A 19966-nucleotide genomic window follows, 5' to 3' on the forward strand; every position below is an offset into this window, starting at 1 on the left:
TCTGATTTTTAGATTTTAAAGTTCTGAAATCTGTTTTAAGCACATCTTCTCATTTTAACGTGAAAGAGGGGGTTAAAGTCAATTTTTATAAACATTATGCATATATGTATAATAAATATTCGGTATTAATTAAATATAATACTATTGGCTAATTCGCAAACATCTCTAAATAAACAAGAATTGTAAAAAGCCCTGTGGGTATATATACTAACGGTGGTTTTAAACCGTATTGTATTTGGGTAAACATATTCTTAACAGCTTAAAATTTACAGGTTTGTGAACTTTAATTGTTTTGGTACGTTTATTTTGATAGTTCCATCAGTAATATTTGGTGGGTTTTTAGAAAAACAAGTAGATGAGCTCCACTGTGAGCAAAGATGGGCAAGTAACTGTGAAAAAGCAAAGACCTGTAAATCTAGATCTAACAACTATATCTATGCCGGCAACGGCTAAAGCTTCAATTTTTCACCGCGTCACCGGTGTTGCATTATTTTTTGCTTTAACGTTTGTCATTTGGGCTTGGTCTGAGTCTCTCTCTTCAGCTGAAAGTTTTGAATTCGTCAAGGGTCTGTTTAACGGATTCATTGCCAAATTTATAGCTTGGGGCACTGTTTCTGTATTAGGTTATCACCTTATTGGTGGTATCCGTCATATGATTATGGATATGGGACATTGGGAAGAACTTGAATCAGGTAACCTCAGCGCTAAAGTTTCAATGGCTCTTGGTGTTGTGTTTGCCGTATTGGCAGGGGTGTGGATATGGTTTTAAATCAAGCAACTCTAAAACGTGATGGTGTACAAGATTTCGTATCTTTACGTACCACGGCATTAATAATCAGCGCTTACGCGATTTTTATTATCGGCTATTTTTTAGCGACGCCAGAAGTCACTTTCGAAGCCTGGACAGGCCTCTTCTCTAACCTAGCAATGAAAGGGTTTACGTTAATTACCCTTGTTTGCATTATGGTTCATACCCGCATTGGCCTTTGGCAAGTTCTTACAGACTATGTTAAGTGCGCAAAGCTTCGTGCAGTTTTAGGTTTTGTATTAAACCTAATGGCCGTTGCTTACGTAGCTATTGGTCTAATCGTATTATGGGGTGTTTAAGTGAAATATTCTGTTCGTGAATTTGACGCCGTAGTAATTGGTGCAGGTGGTGCAGGTATGCGCGCTGCTTTAGCAATTACAGAATCTGGCAAAACGTGTGCATTAATATCTAAAGTATTTCCAACGCGCTCACACACTGTATCTGCTCAAGGCGGTATTACGGTTGCGCTTGGTAATTCACACGAAGATAACTGGGAATGGCATATGTACGATACCGTTAAAGGTTCCGATTTTATCGGTGACCAAGACGCTATTGAATACATGTGTCAAACTGGCCCAGAAGCTATTACCGAATTAGAAAACATGGGTTTACCATTTTCTCGTTTTGAAAATGGCCGTGTTTACCAACGTCCTTTCGGTGGTCAATCGAAAAACTTTGGTGGTGAACAAGCCGCACGTACTGCAGCAGCTGCTGACCGTACTGGTCATGCTTTATTACACCTTCTATATCAACAAAACGTTAAAAACAAAACAAATGTATTCTCTGAATGGTATGCACTTGATTTAGTTAAAAACGATAATGGTGATGTAGTAGGGTGTACTGCAATTGAGATTGAGACAGGTGAAGTTACCTTCTTCAAATCTAAAGCTGTTGTATTAGCTACTGGTGGTGCAGGTCGTATATTTGCATCAACCACTAATGCTCACATTAACACTGGTGACGGTGTTGGTATGGCAACACGTGCTGGTATTTCTATGCAAGACATGGAAATGTGGCAGTTCCACCCAACGGGTATCGCAGGTGCTGGTACGCTAGTAACTGAAGGTTGTCGTGGTGAAGGCGGCTATCTTTTAAATAAAGATGGCGAACGCTTCATGGAACGTTACGCACCAAACGCAAAAGACTTAGCGTCTCGCGACGTTGTTGCACGTTCAATGATGACTGAAATCCGTGAAGGTCGTGGTTGTGATGGTCCTTGGGGTCCACATCTTAAGTTAAAACTTGACCATTTGGGTGAAGAAACACTTAACTTACGTCTTCCAGGCGTATGTGACCTTGCTAAAACATTTGCTCATGTTGACCCTGCAAAAGAGCCAATTCCAGTAATTCCAACTTGTCATTATATGATGGGTGGTGTTCCTACTAATGTAAATGGACAAGCGCTACAAATCGATGCTCAAGGCAACGAAACAGTAGTTCAAGGTTTATTTGCAGTAGGTGAGATTGCATGTGTATCTGTACACGGTGCAAACCGCTTAGGTGGTAACTCATTACTTGATTTAGTTGTGTTTGGTCGTGCTGCGGGTAACTTCTTAGGTAAGTACCTAAATGACGTTGAAATATCTAAAGCTGCTTCAGAATCAGACTTAGAAGCGTCTCTTGCACGTTACAATCGTTGGGAAAATTCAACGGCTGGCCAAGGTGAAGATCCAGTTCAAATCAAAAAAGACCTACAACAATGTATGCAGCTTAACTTCTCGGTATTCCGTGAAGGTGACTCAATGGCTGCAGGTCTTCAAGAACTTAAAGAAATTCGCGAACGTCTGCAACATGCTCGTCTTGATGATAAATCATCAGACTTCAACACGCAGCGTATCGAATGTCTTGAACTAGACAACTTAATGGAAACAGCTTACTCAACTGCAGTAGCTGCAAACTTCCGTACAGAAAGCCGTGGTGCACATTCTCGCTTTGACTACCCAGATCGTGATGACGAAAACTGGTTATGTCACTCAGTATTCAATCCTGTAACGGATGAAATGAGTAAGCGTGATGTAAACTATGCGCCTAAAACGCGTGAAGCTTTCCCACCTAAAGCACGTGTTTACTAGGAGATAGACGATGGCACAAGTACAATTTTCAGTTTATCGTTATAATCCAGATGTTGACAACGCTCCTCGTATGCAAGAATACACCTTGCAAACAGAGGAAGGTCACGACATGATGGTGTTGGATGCACTTATTCTTCTAAAAGAACAAGATCCTACATTATCTTTCCGTCGTTCATGCCGTGAAGGTGTGTGTGGATCTGATGGTGTTAACATGAATGGTAAAAATGGTTTAGCATGTATTACTCCTTTATCTACGCTACAAAAAAATGGCAAAGGTAAAATCGTAGTACGTCCATTACCAGGTTTACCTGTGGTACGTGACCTTGTTATTGACATGAGTCAGTTCTACACTCAGTACGAAAAAGTTAAACCTTATTTAATTAATGATCAGCCTGCAGCAGGCGAACGTCTTCAAACTATTGAAGAACGTGATAAATTAGATGGGCTTTATGAGTGTATTTTGTGTGCATGTTGTTCAACATCGTGTCCTTCGTTCTGGTGGAATCCAGACAAGTTCATTGGTCCAGCAGGCCTTCTTCATGCTTACCGTTTCTTGGCTGATAGCCGAGATACAGCAACTGAAGAACGTTTAGCGGATTTAGACGATGCGTTCAGTGTGTTCCGTTGTCACAGTATCATGAACTGTGTTAGCGTTTGTCCTAAGGGTCTTAATCCGACCAAAGCAATTGGACAAATCAAATCTATGTTACTAAACCGAGCGGTTTGATAGCTTAGTAAAGGTAAGATGGCTAATATTAAATTATATTAGCCATCTTGTTATAATAACTATTAATTTCTGCGCTAAAAAAAAGGGCTTATAAATGCACGAAGGTGTGATGAAGGCATGGCTAGAATCTTCACATTTAAACGGCGGCAACGTTGCTTATGTAGAAGAGCTTTATGAAGCGTATTTAGACGATGCGACTTCTGTGCCAGACGAATGGCGAGAAGTGTTTGAACAATTACCTAAAGTTGATGGTGTGGATGTTGAAGTAAAACATTCAGAGGTTCGAGCACAGTTTGCACAGCTTGCAAAAAACAAGCATAGAGAAGTAGTGGTAGCAGAGGGTAGTGGCGGTGACCTTAAACAGGTTAAAGTTCTACAACTTATTAATGCTTTCCGTTTTCGTGGGCACCAAAATGCAAACCTAGATCCATTAGGTATTTGGCAACGAGAGCGTGTACGAGATTTAGAGCTAGAGTACCACGACCTATCTTCAAGTGATTTTGACCGCGAGTTTAACGTAGGATCGTTTGCCGTAGGGCGCGATACTATGCCTTTAGGTGAACTATACCAAGCACTAAAAACTACATATTGTGGTTCAATTGGCGCTGAGTATATGCACATCACATCAACAGAGGAAAAACGTTGGTTACAACAACGTCTAGAATCTGTCCAGTCTAGGCCTAAATTCTCAAAAGATGAAAAGCTACGTATCCTTAAAGGGCTTACTGCAGCAGATGGTCTAGAAAAATATTTAGGGTCTAAGTTCCCTGGTGCTAAGCGCTTTTCACTTGAAGGTGGCGATGCGTTAGTTCCAATGCTTAAAGAGCTTATTCACCGCGCTGGTGAAAGCGGCCAACAAGAAGCTGTTATTGGTATGGCTCACCGTGGTCGTCTAAACGTTTTAGTTAATGTACTTGGTAAAAACCCATCAGAATTATTTGATGAATTTGCTGGTATACATAAAGAAACGTTAGGTTCTGGTGATGTTAAATATCACATGGGTTATTCGTCTGACTTTGCTACCAAAGGTGGCAATGTACACATGGCGCTTGCGTTTAACCCATCTCACCTAGAAATCGTAAACCCTGTTGTAATGGGCTCTGTGCGTGGTCGTCTCGACCGTTTAGGTGATAAGTCAGGCATTAAAGCACTACCTATTACCATCCATGGTGATTCTGCTATTGCTGGACAAGGTGTTGTTCAAGAAACGTTTAACATGTCACAAACTAATGCGTTTAGTTGTGGTGGTAGTATTCGTATTGTTGTCAACAACCAAGTAGGTTTCACAACCTCTAAGCAAGATGACGTTCGCTCAACGCCATACTGTACTGACATTGCTAAAATGGTTCAGTCTCCAATATTCCATGTTAATTCTGATGATCCTGAAGCCGTTGCATTTGTTACTCAACTTGCTCTTGATTTTAGAAATCAGTTTAAGCGTGACGTAGTAATTGATTTAGTTTGTTACCGTCGCCATGGTCACAATGAAGCTGATGAGCCTAATGCAACTCAGCCTGTCATGTACCAAAAAATTAAAAAGCATCCAGTGCCGCGTTTAATCTATGCAGACCAACTGATTGCTGAAGGCTCTTTTTCTGAACAAGAAGTTAAAGCCTTAGCTGATGAGTACCGTGATGCACTAGATGAAGGCAGCTGTGTTGTTTCAGAAATACAGCCAGAGACGTCGCATTCTTCTGAGTGGGCCAAATATATTGGTCATGAATGGAATGTTGACTACGATGCTAGCGTATCTGTAGAGAAGCTAAAAGCTCTTGGTGAGAAAGTAGCTTCTTACCCAGAACAACATAAAGCTCAATCTCGCGTTAAAAAGATTTATGACGATCGTAAGCTAATGGCCACAGGTGAAAAACCACTTGATTGGGGTATGGCAGAGACTCTTGCCTATGCAACAATTGCGTCTGAAGGTACTGACATTCGTTTAACAGGACAAGACACAGGTCGAGGAACATTCTTTCATCGTCATGCTGTTGTTCATGGTCAATCCGATGGTACAACTTACACTCCTTTAGAGCATTTAAGTGAAGATCAAGGCACATTTGAAGTCTTTGATTCTGTTTTATCTGAGGAAGCTGTCGTTGCGTTCGAATATGGATATGCTACCGCTGAACCTAAGTCTCTCGTAATATGGGAAGCGCAATTTGGTGACTTCGCCAATGGTGCACAAGTTGTATTTGACCAGTTCTTAAGTTCTGGTGAGCAAAAGTGGGGCCGTTTATGTGGGCTTACAATTTTGTTACCTCATGGCTACGAAGGTCAAGGGCCAGAGCATAGTTCAGCGCGCTTAGAGCGTTTCTTGCAACTATGTGCTGATCACAACATGCAAGTATGTGTTCCTTCAACGCCGGCGCAAGTTTACGCTATGCTTCGTCGTCAATCAGTTCGACCACTTCGTCGTCCTCTGATTGTTATGACGCCTAAGTCGCTACTTCGTCACCCGCTTGCAACTTCATCACTTGAAGAGCTTTCACACGGTGTTTACCATAATATGATCGACGAAGTTGATGATATTAACCCTGAGAAAGTAGAGCGCGTTGTATTTTGTAGCGGTAAAGTTTACTACGAGTTACTACAAGAGCGTCGTAAGCTTGAGCAAGATAATATTGCAATTGTACGTGTTGAACAGTTATATCCGTTCCCACACGATGAAATGCAAACAATTATAGAGCGCTACCAACACGTAACTGATTTTGTATGGTGTCAAGAAGAGCCACAAAATCAAGGTGCATGGTACTGTTCACAACATCACTTTATTGATGCAATCCCACAAGGTGCTAAATTAAAATATGCAGGACGTAAAGCGTCTGCATCACCAGCGTGTGGTTACATGTCAGTACATACTAAAGAACAACAAGCGCTCGTTGCCGACGCGCTTACTATAGAAAATAAAGGATAAGCAATGAGCACAGAAATTAAAGTTCCTGTTCTTCCTGAGTCGGTTGCAGATGCTACCGTTGCTACATGGCATGTAAGTGTTGGCGACAAAGTAACTCGCGATCAAAACTTAGTAGACATTGAAACAGATAAAGTGGTTTTAGAAGTTGTTGCACAGCATGACGGTGTAATAACAGAAATATCACAAGAAGAAGGTGCAACCGTACTTGGCGACCAAGTTATGGGTTTACTTGGTGATGCTGATGCAGCGCCAGCAAGTGAAGGTTCAACTAAAGAAGAATCAGCACCAGCTAAATCAGAAGACGCGCCAGTGGCGCAATCAGCACCAGCATCAGAAGGTAAAGAAGTGGATATTAAAGTACCTGTACTTCCAGAATCAGTTGCAGACGCAACAATTGCTACATGGCATGTACAACCAGGTGACGCGGTAACACGCGACCAAAACTTGGTAGATATTGAAACAGATAAGGTTGTTCTTGAAGTAGTAGCTCAAGAAGATGGCATCATGGGTGATATCATTCACGGCGAAGGCGATACTGTACTAGGCGAGCAAGTAATTGGTTCGGTTAAAGCAGGCGGTGCACCAGCGGCTCCAGCTGCAAAAGCAGACGCAGCGCCAGCAGCAGATTCAAGCGAAAGTTCAGATGTGTTAACACCATCAGTTCGTCGTTTAATTGCTGAGAAAGGCCTAGACGCTTCTAAAATTAAAGGCACGGGTAAAAATGGTCGTGTAACTAAAGAAGACGTTGATACTTTCTTAAAAGCACCAGCGCCAGCGGCTAAAAAAGCAGAAGCTTCTGCTCCAGCTGCACCGATGGGCGATCGTACTCAAAAACGTGTACCTATGACTCGTTTACGTAAAACGATTGCGACACGCCTTCTTGAAGCTAAAAACTCAACTGCAATGTTAACAACATTCAACGAAGTGAACATGGGACCAATCATGAGCCTTCGTAAGCAGTATCAAGAAACGTTTGAAAAGCGTCACGGCATTCGTTTAGGTTTCATGTCTTTCTATGTGAAAGCTGTAACTGAAGCTCTTAAGCGTTTTCCAGATGTAAATGCTTCAATTGATGGTGACGATATTGTTTACCATAACTATTTCGATATCAGCATTGCAGTATCTACTCCACGTGGCTTAGTTACTCCAGTACTTAAAGATTGTGACAAACTATCTGTTGCTGAAATCGAAAAAGGTATTCGTGAGCTAGCACTTAAAGGTCGTGATGGTAAGCTTACGCTTGCTGATATGACGGGTGGTAATTTCACTATTACTAATGGTGGCGTATTTGGTTCATTGCTATCTACACCTATCATTAACTTGCCACAGTCTTCAATCTTGGGTATGCATAAAATCCAAGACCGTCCGATGGCTGTAAATGGTAAAGTTGAAATACTACCTATGATGTATTTAGCACTTTCTTATGACCACCGTATCATTGATGGTAAAGAATCTGTTGGTTTCTTAGTGACTATTAAAGAGTTACTTGAAGATCCAACTCGCTTATTGCTAGATGTTTAATCTAGTTGTATGAAATGTAAGCTGTGAATGAACATTCACAGCTTTTTTTTTGCGCCTTTGGTCGTACTGGGGTTTTCATGTTAAGCCTTGGGATCTATACTAGGTGCGCAATTTGGGATAGTTGTTTATTTGAAAAAATATTCAGCTCTTTTAGTATAAAAAATTGGATAAAGCATCATGAATTTGCATGAGTATCAGGCAAAACAACTTTTTGCCGAATATGGTTTACCCGTTTCTACAGGTTACGCTTGCGATACACCTGAAGAAGCTGCTGCAGCTGCTGAAAAAATTGGCGGCGATATGTGGGTTGTTAAAACTCAGGTTCACGCAGGTGGACGTGGTAAAGCTGGCGGTGTAAAGCTAGTTAAAACTATCGAAGAAGTAAAAGCGTTTGCAGCTAACTGGTTAGGTAAAAACCTAGTTACTTACCAAACAGACGAGAAAGGCCAGCCAGTAGCTAAAATTTTAGTAGAAAGCTGTACTGACATTGCTAACGAATTGTACCTAGGTGCAGTAGTTGACCGTGCATCTCGTAAAGTAGTTTTCATGGCGTCTACTGAAGGCGGCGTTGAAATTGAAACTGTTGCTGAAGAAACACCAGAGCTTATACACAAAGCAGAGATCGACCCGTTAGTAGGTCCTCAAGCTTACCAAGCACGTGAACTAGGTTTCAAATTGGGTCTTAACCCAGTACAAATGAAACAGTTTGTTAAGATCTTTATGGGTCTTGGTAAAATGTTCACTGATTTTGATTTCGCATTACTTGAAATCAACCCGTTAGTAATTACAGACGAAGGCAACCTTCACTGTCTTGACGGCAAAATCGGTATTGATGGTAATGCACTTTACCGTCAACCTAAAATCCGTGAATTCCACGATCCATCTCAAGAAGATGCTCGTGAAGCACACGCAGCAAGCTTCGAGCTTAACTACGTTGCTCTAGACGGTAATGTTGGTTGTATGGTTAACGGTGCAGGCCTAGCAATGGGTACTATGGACATCGTAAACCTACACGGCGGCAAGCCGGCTAACTTCTTGGATGTTGGTGGCGGTGCTACTAAAGAACGTGTTTCTGAAGCATTCAAAATCATTCTTTCTGACGACAATGTTAAAGCTGTTTTAGTAAACATCTTTGGCGGCATCGTTCGTTGTGACATGATTGCTGAAGGCATCATTGGCGCAGTTAAAGAAGTTGGCGTAACCGTACCAGTAGTTGTACGTTTAGAAGGTACTAATGCTGAATTAGGTCGTGAAGTTCTTAAGAACTCTGGTCTAGATATCATTGCTGCTGAATCACTAACAGACGCTGCTGAAAAAGTTGTTGCTGCTGCGGAGGGCAAATAATGTCTGTATTAATCAATAAAGATACAAAAGTTATCTGTCAAGGTTTCACTGGTGGCCAAGGTACTTTCCACTCAGAGCAAGCGCTTGAGTACGGTACACAAATGGTTGGTGGTGTTAGCCCAGGTAAAGGCGGTCAAACGCACCTTGGTCTTCCTGTATTCAACACAGTTCGTGATGCTGTAAAAGAAACTGGCGCAACTGCTTCAGTTATCTACGTACCAGCTCCTTTCTGTAAAGATGCAATCTTAGAAGCTATCGATGCTGGCATCGAGCTAATAGTTTGTATTACTGAAGGTATCCCTACACTTGATATGGTTGATGTTAAAATCAAACTAGATCAAACAGGTACTCGTATGATCGGTCCTAACTGCCCAGGTGTTATTACTCCTGGTCAAACTAAGATTGGTATCATGCCTGGTCATATCCACAAACCTGGTAAAGTAGGTATTGTTTCTCGCTCTGGTACTTTAACGTACGAAGCAGTTAAGCAAACTACTGATGCTGGTTTTGGTCAGTCTACGTGTGTTGGTATTGGTGGTGATCCAATTCCAGGTACTAACTTTATCGACGTTCTAGAAATGTTCGAAAAAGATCCACAAACTGAAGCAATCGTAATGATTGGTGAAATTGGTGGTACTGCAGAAGAAGAAGCTGCAGAGTACATCAAAGCTCACGTAACTAAACCTGTAGTATCTTACATTGCTGGTGTTACTGCACCAGAAGGTAAGCGTATGGGTCACGCTGGCGCAATCATTGCCGGCGGTAAAGGTACTGCTGATGAGAAATTTGCTGCATTAGAAGCTGCGGGCGTAAAAACTGTACGTTCACTTGCTGATATCGGTAAAGCACTTAAAGAGAAAACAGGCTGGTAATCGCTTGTTTTTCTTTAAAAAGGCCCGCATATGCGGGCCTTTTTGTTATTAGATGAAAATTTAGAACGGGTAACTAATATGCTGGAAAAAGCGTACAGATAAGTCTTGGCGTTGTTTATTTATAGCAAGCTCATTACACAGAGTATGGATTGTTTTTTCTACTTGGTTCATAAATCGACCATAGCCCATTTCATGTTTATCCTGCTGCGTTGCCACTACTACAAAATGCAGCGTTTCTACCAATTTACTTGCTTCATAAAAGTGCTTAATTTGATTTTCATTAGATTCAATATCAAAACTTAACTTTTGGAGTTCATCATTACCTTCACTTTTATCTATTTTACTGTTGCGTATAATAGGCGTTGCACCGTTAGCAACCATAGCGCCATGGTTTAAGTTATTATTTTGACACGCCCGTATAAATGCATAAGCAAAGTAGTCATAAAATTTAGCATAATCGTTTGTGTTCATTAGTGTTTGAAACTGCGTTTTAATAGCGCGCGAAACCGGTATAGTAAAAGTGGCGTAAGTCATCTCTGCATAATCATTGGGTATGCTGCATTGTCTTGATTGGTAGCGAGGGTAGAGACTTCTTAATTTGTAACCATAGCTTTCCTTGTTGCCTTTTTCTTTAGCAAATAGGTCATACGTTAAGTGTTGATGGTCGCGTAGTTTAAACTGGGGCTGATTTATTAAGAGTTGTCCTTGTAAAGTGTCTAACACTTTTTGAACTTTATTATGAAATTCTGCAGAGTTGGCTCGTAAATCATCGCCTGTTGCTAAAAATAGAATGCGTATTTTTTTACTCGGTGTACCTTCAGTGTAATAAATCTTATGCGCTTCGTGATAACGGGGATTATAAAAAAAGAGCATTTGTTTATCTGTTTCTAATTGATAAGACTCATCATTAAATCTTACAACGGGTAGTTTATCATTCGCTAATAAGTGCACATTATAAAGCTCGTACTCATCACAAGAAGCAAACAGCTGGCGTGCAATACGTTCATAGCAGCAATTTATATCACTAAAGCTTTTATAAAAATCGTGATTAGGGGTTATTTCAGCTAAAAGGTAGTGGTTAGCGCGTGCATTAGTTGGAATATATACACGATGTTGATTAAGTGTCGCCATCTTTAAATCCTTATAATGTAGGTTATTTACCTACTATAAACTGTTTAGATGACTTAAATATTGCGTTAAAACAAATTTTATTCATAAACAATGGTTCAGCTGAATTAAAGTTAAGCAATATCAAAAATAAACCTTAATCTAGTGCTGTATGTTAGTGTATGTTTTTGTAATAATGCATTAGTTTTGTTATTACGTAATATTTAGAGGACTGCACTCCTATGGCGGAAATTGAGAATCGCCCAAGTAACTTTATTAGAACCCGAATTGATGAAGACTTAGCAAGTAAAAAGCATGCAACAACGCATACACGTTTTCCACCTGAACCAAATGGCTTTTTGCATATTGGTCATGCCAAATCAATTTGTTTAAATTTTGGCATCGCAAAAGATTATAACGGTTTATGTAACTTACGTTTTGACGATACAAACCCAGAAAAAGAAGACATTAACTACGTTAATTCTATAAAAGAAGACGTACAGTGGTTAGGTTTTAACTGGGATGGCGATATAAAGTATTCTTCTAACTATTTTGATACTTTATATGGTTACGCTGTTGAGCTTATAAATAAAGGCTTAGCGTACGTTTGTTTTTTAACTGCAGACGAAGCACGCCAATACCGTGGTACATTGAAAGAGCCAGGTAAAAATAGCCCGTACAGAGGTACATCAGTTGAAGAAAACCTAGCGTTATTTGAAAAAATGCGTGCTGGCGAATTCAAAGAAGGCGAATGTGTCCTGCGTGCTAAAATTGATATGGCTAGCTCATTTATGGTGCTTCGCGATCCAATTATTTATCGCGTACGTTTTGCTCATCATCATCAAACAGCAGACAAGTGGTGCATTTACCCAATGTATGACTTCACGCACTGTATTTCTGATGCACTTGAAGGTATTACACATTCATTATGCACACTCGAGTTTCAAGATAACCGTCGTTTGTACGACTGGGTACTTGATAACATTAGTTTAGAGTGTCACCCACAGCAAATTGAGTTTTCACGTTTAAATCTTGAATACACAATTATGTCTAAGCGTAAGCTAAGCGATTTAGTGGTAAATAACCATGTAGAAGGGTGGGATGACCCACGCATGCCTACAATTGCAGGCCTACGTCGCCGTGGTTATACACCAGGTTCAATCCGTGAGTTTTGTTTGCGTATTGGTGTAACAAAACAAGAGAATATGGTTGAAATGGGTATGCTTGAAGCATGTATCCGTGAAGATCTAAACGAAAATGCACCACGTGCAATGGCCGTACTCGATCCTGTTAAAGTTGTTATTGAAAACTACGATGCAGACAAGGTTGAGGTTTTATCTGTGGCTAACCACCCAAATAAAGAAGAAATGGGTCGTCGTGATGTACCGTTTACTCGCGAAATTTACATCGAACGAGAAGACTTTAAAGAAGAAGCGAATAACAAGTTTAAACGTTTAGTGCTTGATAAAGAAGTACGCTTACGTGGTGCTTATGTTATTAAAGCACAGCGTGTTGAAAAAGACGAAAATGGTGAAATCACAACTATCTTCTGTACTTACGATACTGAAACACTTGGTAAAAATCCAAGTGATGGACGTAAAGTAAAAGGTGTTATTCACTGGGTTTCAGCACCAGAGTCTATTACGGCAGAAGTTCGTTTATACGATCGTTTGTTTAGTGTGCCAAACCCAGCAGCCGCTGATGAGTTTGAAACAACATTAAATCCAGAGTCACTGGTTGTTTTATCAAACGCTAAATTAGAGCCATCGCTTGCTAATTCACAAGCAGAGCAGGGCTTTCAGTTTGAGCGTACGGGTTATTTCTCTCGTGATTCTAAATCAGAGAACGTTGTATTTAACCAAACAGTGGGTCTTCGTGATTCATGGTCTAAGACTCAATAAGTAATATCTAAAAAAACCTGAACTCTGGATAATAAATCTATCTCGAACAGCTATTTTCAGCGCTAACTGCGTTGAATTTACTTGCAATAGGCCAGCTATTGACGCGTGAATTCGCCTTGTTTTCACTTAAAATCTCTGGCTAGAGAAAATAAATTTAAATATCACCATGATTCAATACGTTGGTAAATCTCTTAACCAGAGTTCAGGTTTAATATCCCCAGTATTTACTGGGTATATTCATTACAAGCGCATTTTAGACACAAAAAAACCTGCACTTAGCAGGTTTTTTATTGCTTTTTAAAAGCGGTATTAGCTGTTAGCGTCGCTAAATTCTTTACACGCTGCTTTATCATTACACTCACCGTATAAATATAAAGAATGGTTTGTAAGTGTAATACCATTTTCTTCAGAAATTTCAAGTTGACGACGTTCAATCATCTCATCTTCAAACTCTACCACTTTGCCACACTTCAAACATACTAAATGATCGTGGTGTGTGCTTCCTGAAAGTTCAAATACTGATTTGCCACCTTCAAAGTGATGACGGCTTACAATACCCGCATCATCAAATTGGTTAAGTACGCGGTATACAGTTGCAAGACCAATTTCTTCACCTAGATCCAAAAGAATTTTGTAAACATCTTCAGCACTGATGTGTTGGTTATCTGGAGATTGTAAAATCTCTAATATTTTAATACGCGGTAAAGTTACTTTTAAACCGGCTTTTTTAAGTTCCAAGTTATGATCAGTCATTAAATCTGTCTCAATTTTATTTGGTTATACTAGACATCTTGCAAAGATGTACACGACACATTAGCAACAAACAGGATAACGTGCCTAAGCGTTAAGTGCAAAGAACAATTGATTTATATTGCCACTAAAGCTTAAAACGCTAACTGTTTGATAATTATTTAAACAGCTAGCGATATATGCAGTAAATTAGTCAGCTAATTCACTTAAACACATCTCTTCATATACTTGAGCAGACCATGCTTTAACACGTTGTTCTGTAAGCTCTGGTTGACGGTCTTCGTCGATACCCAAACCTACAAAATGCTTATCATCAGCCATGCCTTTAGATGCTTCAAAGTCATAGCTTTCGCTCGGCCAATGACCAACAACAATAGCGCCACGTTCAGTAACGATATCGTTGATCATGCCCATCGCATCTAAAAAGTACTCAGCGTAATCTTCTTGGTCTCCACAACCAAAAATAGCAACAAGTTTACCTTCAAAGTCTACTTCTTCAAGTTCTGGAAAAAAGTCATCCCAGTCACATTGTGCTTCGCCGTAGTACCAAGTAGGGATACCGAATAAGATTAAATCAAATTCAGCAATCTCTTCTTTAGAGCTTTTTGCAATATCATGAACAGCCACTAGCTTTTTACCCAATTCTTTTTGGATCATTTTTGCTACGTGTTCTGTGTTACCTGTGTCACTTCCGAAAAAAATGCCTACACTTGCCATGGATTTAAAACCTTTTATGTATCAATAGCCAATCTTTCTTGTAAAATCGTTTCAATCAGCGCACTGCGGCTAATATTTTGTGCATCTGCCATATCACTCAATGCTTGATATAACTGCGATGAAACTTTAAATTCAACACGCTTTAAGCCACGTGCTTTATCTCTTTTTATTTGATTACGTTTATTTACCTTTAACTGCATATCCCGTGAAAGGGGATTGGTTTTAGGTCTGCCTGGGCGTTTTTCGTATTCAAATAAATCGAGTGTAGTTCTATCTGTTTCTGACTTCGCCATGCTTAACCTACACCTGCGCCTTGCCAAAATACTTGAATAAGACCTTTAGCAATAAAGCCTGAACAACCTAAAAAGAGCACGCCCCAGACAATGTATTGTCCGAACTTAGGCACATTGCCACTTTTTAGTACGTCTTTAATTGCCATGCCGATGAATATGAAAATACCGGCTAAGCCAAAATACAACCCTAGGGTATCAAATTCGTTAATTAACTGACTGACCATCAACGTATAACCTTTAAATTAAACGGCGCGTACTATAGCATATAATTATTCATATATTTAGTGCGCAAAATCAAAAACACGCGATTAAAATTGCTTTAAACCGCAGTTAAAAAGTCGTTTATCGCTTTATTTACAGCAAGTGGCTTTTGAGCATGAAGCCAATGGCCTGCGCCATGAATTATTTTAGCCTTGGTATTTTTAAAGCGAGCTTTAATTGCAGTACGATGCTCGGGCAAAATATAGTCAGAATCATTACCTTTAATGAAAAGAGCATCGCATAAACAAGAATTGTTTTCATTAACATTGGATGTGATTGTAGAATATTTTTCGTCAAGCACATTTAAATTAAATCGCCATGCAAAATGACCTTCCTCATTTTTAGCGAGGCTTTTAAGTAGAAACTGTCGAACTCCCAGTTCTTCTATGTAAGGCTGCATTAGAGCATCAGCTTGTTTTCTATCGTCAATTGATTGTGCTGAAACCGCTTTTAATGCCTGTAATATTTTTGTGTGCCGAGCAGGGTAACTAACAGGTGCTATATCAAGTACAACAAGCTTATTTACAAGTTCAGGATGTGTAAGCGCTAATTCCATTGCCACTTTACCACCCATAGAGTGCCCAACTAAATGTGCTTTATCTATGTTCAAATGTGCTAATAACTCAACAATATCTTGTGCCATTGCCGGGTAGTTCATTTCATCACTATGAGGAGAAAGCCCGTGGTTACGTAAATCAACGTTAATAACAGTAAAGTGTTCACTTAATGGTTTTGCTATTACATTTAGGTTTTCTAATGATCCAAAAAGCCCATGTATCAAAATAACATTAGGACCTTGCCCTTGTTGCTTGTAATTTAACTGCATACCCGCCTCCTGAAAATTTCGCCATAGTTTGCCGAGCATTGCTCTAAAAAGCAAAAAATACAGCGACTATTTATTAAATTGGGCTTTTGTTTGTTAAATCAACAACAATGAGGTAAATATTAATATGTTTACGGGAGTGCTTGTTGTAACTCGCATTTCTGATTGGTTTGGGTATAATCACACGGGAGAAAAAAATGTGACCCGTAATGACAGGAAGAACATGAAACAAATCGACATAGACGACGAGTTATATCAATATATTGCTAGCAATACGCAAAGTATTGGTGAAAGTGCATCCACTATTTTACGTCGTTTATTAAATCTGAGCGGCGAAAAAATTCAAACCGCAAACGTAGAACTAACTCAAAATAATCAAACTGCGACTACGTCTACCGCCACATTAAAAAGCTCAGAGCCATCTGCTGCTGAGACTTCAAAAAAACAAACGCCTGTAGCTCACGTATCCGTGAAGCAAAAAAGCGATAATGTTTTTAATGTATTAAATAAAGAAGAGCTGGCAATGCAAAAAGGTGTTGTTGGACGCTTTTTGTTTATTTTAAGTGCATTTTACCGCACACATAAAACTGATTTTTCTGCGGTATTAGACATAAAAGGGCGTGACCGTGTTTACTTTGCTACTAGTAAAGAAGCTTTAGTAAATAGCGGTAGTAGTATGAATCCTAAAAACATAACCGATAGTGAATATTGGGTTATGACTAATTCTAATACAACGCGTAAAAAAATGATGCTTCATGAAGTCGCTCTTTGCCTTGGATATAGTGCAGAGCAAGCTGAAAAAATTCGCGATTACCTGTAAGGAAATATAATGGCTATTCACTCAGGCGCAGGCAAAACTGCTCCACAATCGGCACTGGTTAACGTACCTAAATTAGTATCTGCGTATTACTTAAATGAACCTGATCTTGAACAAAATCCAGAGCATTGTGTTGCCTTTGGTACCTCAGGGCACCGTGGTTGTTCTTACGATGTTAAATTTAACGAGTCACACATTCTAGCGATTACTCAGGCTATTTGTGATTACAGAAAACAAAATGACATATTTGGTCCGTTATTTTTAGGCAAAGACACACACGCATTGAGTGAAGCCGCATTTAACTCAGCAATTGAAGTATTAGTTGCTAACGAAGTGCAAGTGATAACGCAAGAAGACGGTGATTTTACACCAACGCCAGTTATCAGCCATGCCATAGTGAGCCACAATAAGCTACACCCAAATGAATTAGCAGACGGGATTGTTGTTACGCCTTCGCATAACCCTCCTGAAGATGGTGGCTTTAAATACAACCCACCTAATGGCGGACCAGCTGATACCGACGTCACTAAATGGATTGAAGACAGAGCTAATCAACTTTTATTAGAAGATTTAGTTGAAGTTGAGTTATTTCCATTCGCTAAAGCATCGCGTTCTGGTTTTATTCGCTACGAAGATTTAATGACTCCTTATATTGATGACTTAGCAAATATCGTTAATTTAAAAGCAATTAGCGATGCAGGTATCAAAATTGGTATCGATCCACTAGGTGGTTCAGGTATTAATTTTTGGCCAGTCATTGCAAAAAAATATAATTTAGATTTAACCGTAGTTAATGATGTTGTTGATCCACGTTTTGCTTTTATGCCACTTGATAAAGACGGCAAAATTCGTATGGATTGTTCATCACCTTATTCAATGGCAAATCTTATTGCACTAAAAGATGATTTTGATGTGTCTATTGGTAACGATCCTGACTACGATCGTCACGGTATTGTAACGCCAGATGGTTTAATGAATCCAAACCACTTTTTAGCAGTGGCAATCGATTACTTACTTAAACACCGTGATTGGAATGAAACCGTAGAAATTGGTAAAACATTGGTTTCTAGCTCTATGATCGACAAAGTAGCTGCTCGTAACAACCGTAAGGTTAAAGAAGTACCAGTAGGCTTTAAATGGTTTGTTGAAGGCTTAAGCAAAGGCAAGCTTGCCTTTGGTGGCGAAGAAAGCGCAGGTGCTGCATTCTTACGTTTTGATGGCTCTGTATGGTGTACAGATAAAGACGGCTTCATTATGGGTCTACTCGCTGCAGAAATACTTGCTGTAACAGGTAAAACGCCATCAGCGCTTTATAAAGAATTAGAACAAGAGTTTGGTTCTCCAATTTATAAACGCCTAGATGCACCAGCCACAAGCGGTCAAAAATCACGTTTAAAAGCATTGAGTGCTTCTGATGTTAAAGCAGATACACTTGCTGGCGAGCCTATTTTGCAAAAATTGACTCATGCACCCGGTAACGATGCCGCCATTGGTGGTTTAAAAGTGGTCACTGAGAATGGCTGGTTTGCAGCGCGTCCATCAGGTACTGAAGATATTTATAAAATATACCTTGAATCATTTAAAGGTGAAGAGCATTTAGCGTTACTTGAAAAAGAAGCTAAAAAGCTTGTAGATTCAGTTATAAGCTAACTTAATCTAATAATTTTAAAACGGCTGATTTATTCAGCCGTTTTCGTTTCTATACCTTGTGTATTTATAAAAATAAATGCATAAGAGTCTACTCTCACATTATTTTTAAAGGGCTTATTATATGTCAGCCAATCCATCTTACTTAAATGAATTAAAACAAACAGGCGATTTTTTAACGCTTAGTCGTGACAACGAATGGCATTTAGATGCAGGTGAGTTTGTTTTAGATAATGGGACTCGTGTAAATATACACGATACCGGAGTCATTGAGTTTCAACCTGCTGTTATAACGTCAAAAGATGTAGTTTATTCAAGCGCTGTACACGGTAACGAAACTGCGCCAATTGAAATTTGTGATGCACTTATTAAACAAATTATAAAAGGCGAGCTGATACTTAAGCAGCGCGCTTTGTTTATTTACGGTAATCCACAATCAATTAATATAGGCCTGCGTTTTGTAGAAGAAAACTTAAATAGATTATTTAATGGTCACCATACAGTTGAAGGTGTACCAATGAATAATGAGCGAAACCGCGCTGCAAAGCTTGAGCAATACGTAAGCGATTTTTATACGCGTGGCGAGCAAGGCAGTAGCCGATGTCATTACGACTTACACACTGCAATTAGAGGCTCTAAAAACGAAAAATTTGCTGTGTATCCATTTTTACATGGTAAGCCATGGAAAAAGTCGCAGTTACAATTTTTATTGAGTTGTGGTGTAAATACCGTGCTTATGATGAAATCTCCTGCAACAACATTTAGCTATTATTCGTCATTTATACACGGTGCTGATTCTTTTACGGTAGAGCTGGGTCAAGTTAAGCCATTTGGTCAAAACGATATGGCTCGCTTTGAAAAAACAAAGCAAACCTTAACTGCATTAATTAGTCAAAATGAAGTTAAATATCCTGAATTTAATGCTAGCGATTTTGAATTGTTTGCTGTCCATCGCACAATTAATAGAACGCAGAACGATTTTAGCTTTCCTTTTTCTGACGATGCCGAGAACTTTACTGGCTTTGCGAAAGGTGAACTACTTGCAACCGACGGTGATACAGCGATTTACGCTGACGTTGAAGGAGAGGCTATTATTTTTCCAAATGCGAGCGTAACATTAGGGCAAAGAGCACTCCTTACTGTTATTCCAATGGATATTGATAGCAATTTCGTCTAATTTAACTCATCAGATCACTATTAACTTAAAGTTAACTATATGATTACTATCAATTAAAGTAACCGTATCGTTAACTTGCCACTTATTTAACCAGTATTTGCTTTTGTTTCGTCCTAGATCTGTTGAATAACACTTTACGTTAACGTAAAGTGTTGGCAGCTTTAATTAAAGATAGTGCAGATGTTGCAAAGTTTAACCAGCAACAATCACCCACA

18 protein-coding genes are annotated in these 19966 nt (G+C 39.5%); 12 read left to right on the forward strand and 6 right to left on the reverse strand.

Annotated features, from left to right (window positions below):
* Positions 1 to 391 precede the first annotated feature (391 nt).
* The 8 genes from sdhC to sucD all read left to right on the forward strand — a co-directional run bounded on the left by sdhC (position 392) and on the right by sucD (position 10258).
* Positions 392 to 769, forward strand: coding sequence for a succinate dehydrogenase, cytochrome b556 subunit (gene sdhC / locus QL995_RS13390; RefSeq protein ID WP_076914908.1), 378 nt, complete (start codon positions 392 to 394; stop codon positions 767 to 769).
* A complete protein-coding gene (gene sdhD, locus QL995_RS13395) occupies positions 760 to 1107 on the forward strand; it encodes a succinate dehydrogenase, hydrophobic membrane anchor protein (RefSeq protein ID WP_007586873.1) in 348 nt (115 codons plus the stop codon). Before sdhC ends, sdhD begins: the two co-directional genes overlap by 10 nt.
* Complete coding sequence (gene sdhA, locus QL995_RS13400) at positions 1108 to 2880, forward strand: succinate dehydrogenase flavoprotein subunit (RefSeq protein WP_007375750.1); 1773 nt, start codon at positions 1108 to 1110, stop codon at positions 2878 to 2880.
* A gap of 10 nt (positions 2881 to 2890) precedes the next feature.
* Complete coding sequence (locus tag QL995_RS13405) at positions 2891 to 3607, forward strand: succinate dehydrogenase iron-sulfur subunit (protein WP_007375751.1); 717 nt, start codon at positions 2891 to 2893, stop codon at positions 3605 to 3607.
* A gap of 94 nt (positions 3608 to 3701) precedes the next feature.
* Positions 3702 to 6521, forward strand: coding sequence for a 2-oxoglutarate dehydrogenase E1 component (gene sucA / locus QL995_RS13410; RefSeq protein WP_010552673.1), 2820 nt, complete (start codon positions 3702 to 3704; stop codon positions 6519 to 6521).
* Between the two features lie 3 nt (positions 6522 to 6524).
* Entirely contained in the window at positions 6525 to 8042 is a 1518-nt protein-coding gene (gene odhB / locus QL995_RS13415; RefSeq protein ID WP_007586871.1) for a 2-oxoglutarate dehydrogenase complex dihydrolipoyllysine-residue succinyltransferase, read from the forward strand.
* Between the two features lie 177 nt (positions 8043 to 8219).
* The gene (gene sucC, locus QL995_RS13420; RefSeq protein ID WP_007586870.1) at positions 8220 to 9386 is read left to right on the forward strand and encodes an ADP-forming succinate--CoA ligase subunit beta; all 1167 of its coding nucleotides are present in this window, start codon (positions 8220 to 8222) and stop codon (positions 9384 to 9386) included.
* On the forward strand, positions 9386 to 10258 hold the full coding sequence (gene sucD, locus QL995_RS13425; RefSeq protein ID WP_010552674.1) for a succinate--CoA ligase subunit alpha: 873 nt from the start codon (positions 9386 to 9388) through the stop codon (positions 10256 to 10258). The genes sucC and sucD overlap by 1 nt, the downstream gene beginning before the upstream one ends.
* Before the next feature lie 60 nt (positions 10259 to 10318).
* On the opposite strand, the gene QL995_RS13430 is transcribed toward sucD, so the two are convergent.
* On the reverse strand, positions 10319 to 11389 hold the full coding sequence (locus QL995_RS13430) for a DUF3083 family protein (RefSeq protein ID WP_010552675.1): 1071 nt from the start codon (positions 11387 to 11389) through the stop codon (positions 10319 to 10321).
* A 218-nt stretch (positions 11390 to 11607) separates the two neighbouring features.
* Here QL995_RS13430 and glnS point away from each other — a divergent pair, with 218 nt between their 5' ends.
* Positions 11608 to 13266, forward strand: coding sequence for a glutamine--tRNA ligase (gene glnS, locus QL995_RS13435; protein WP_290294368.1), 1659 nt, complete (start codon positions 11608 to 11610; stop codon positions 13264 to 13266).
* A gap of 309 nt (positions 13267 to 13575) precedes the next feature.
* Here glnS and fur read toward each other — a convergent pair whose 3' ends face one another.
* The 5 genes from fur to QL995_RS13460 form a co-directional block, all read right to left on the reverse strand.
* On the reverse strand, positions 13576 to 14019 hold the full coding sequence (fur, locus tag QL995_RS13440) for a ferric iron uptake transcriptional regulator (protein ID WP_007586857.1): 444 nt from the start codon (positions 14017 to 14019) through the stop codon (positions 13576 to 13578).
* Between the two features lie 186 nt (positions 14020 to 14205).
* Positions 14206 to 14733, reverse strand: coding sequence for a flavodoxin FldA (gene fldA, locus QL995_RS13445; RefSeq protein WP_007586856.1), 528 nt, complete (start codon positions 14731 to 14733; stop codon positions 14206 to 14208).
* A gap of 14 nt (positions 14734 to 14747) precedes the next feature.
* Positions 14748 to 15026, reverse strand: a complete 279-nt coding sequence (ybfE, locus tag QL995_RS13450) for a LexA regulated protein (protein ID WP_002962928.1) — start codon at positions 15024 to 15026, stop codon at positions 14748 to 14750.
* A 2-nt stretch (positions 15027 to 15028) separates the two neighbouring features.
* Positions 15029 to 15250 carry a DUF2788 domain-containing protein gene (locus QL995_RS13455; protein WP_002962930.1) on the reverse strand — a complete coding sequence of 74 codons (222 nt, stop codon included), beginning with the start codon at positions 15248 to 15250 and terminating at the stop codon, positions 15029 to 15031.
* Between the two features lie 95 nt (positions 15251 to 15345).
* Entirely contained in the window at positions 15346 to 16113 is a 768-nt protein-coding gene (locus QL995_RS13460; RefSeq protein ID WP_290294369.1) for an alpha/beta fold hydrolase, read from the reverse strand.
* Positions 16114 to 16333: 220 nt separating this feature from the next.
* On the opposite strand from QL995_RS13460, the gene seqA reads away from it, so the two are divergent.
* From seqA to astE, 3 genes are all read left to right on the forward strand, one after another.
* Positions 16334 to 16930, forward strand: a complete 597-nt coding sequence (gene seqA, locus QL995_RS13465) for a replication initiation negative regulator SeqA (RefSeq protein ID WP_197188717.1) — start codon at positions 16334 to 16336, stop codon at positions 16928 to 16930.
* A gap of 9 nt (positions 16931 to 16939) precedes the next feature.
* Positions 16940 to 18577, forward strand: coding sequence for a phosphoglucomutase (alpha-D-glucose-1,6-bisphosphate-dependent) (gene pgm / locus QL995_RS13470; protein ID WP_007586850.1), 1638 nt, complete (start codon positions 16940 to 16942; stop codon positions 18575 to 18577).
* Positions 18578 to 18698: 121 nt separating this feature from the next.
* Positions 18699 to 19751, forward strand: coding sequence for a succinylglutamate desuccinylase (astE, locus tag QL995_RS13475; RefSeq protein WP_290294370.1), 1053 nt, complete (start codon positions 18699 to 18701; stop codon positions 19749 to 19751).
* The last annotated feature ends 215 nt before the right edge of the window (positions 19752 to 19966 follow it).

It is taken from the genome of Pseudoalteromonas sp. APC 3358, from assembly GCF_030408075.1.
Classification (GTDB): Bacteria; Pseudomonadota; Gammaproteobacteria; order Enterobacterales; family Alteromonadaceae; genus Pseudoalteromonas; species Pseudoalteromonas arctica.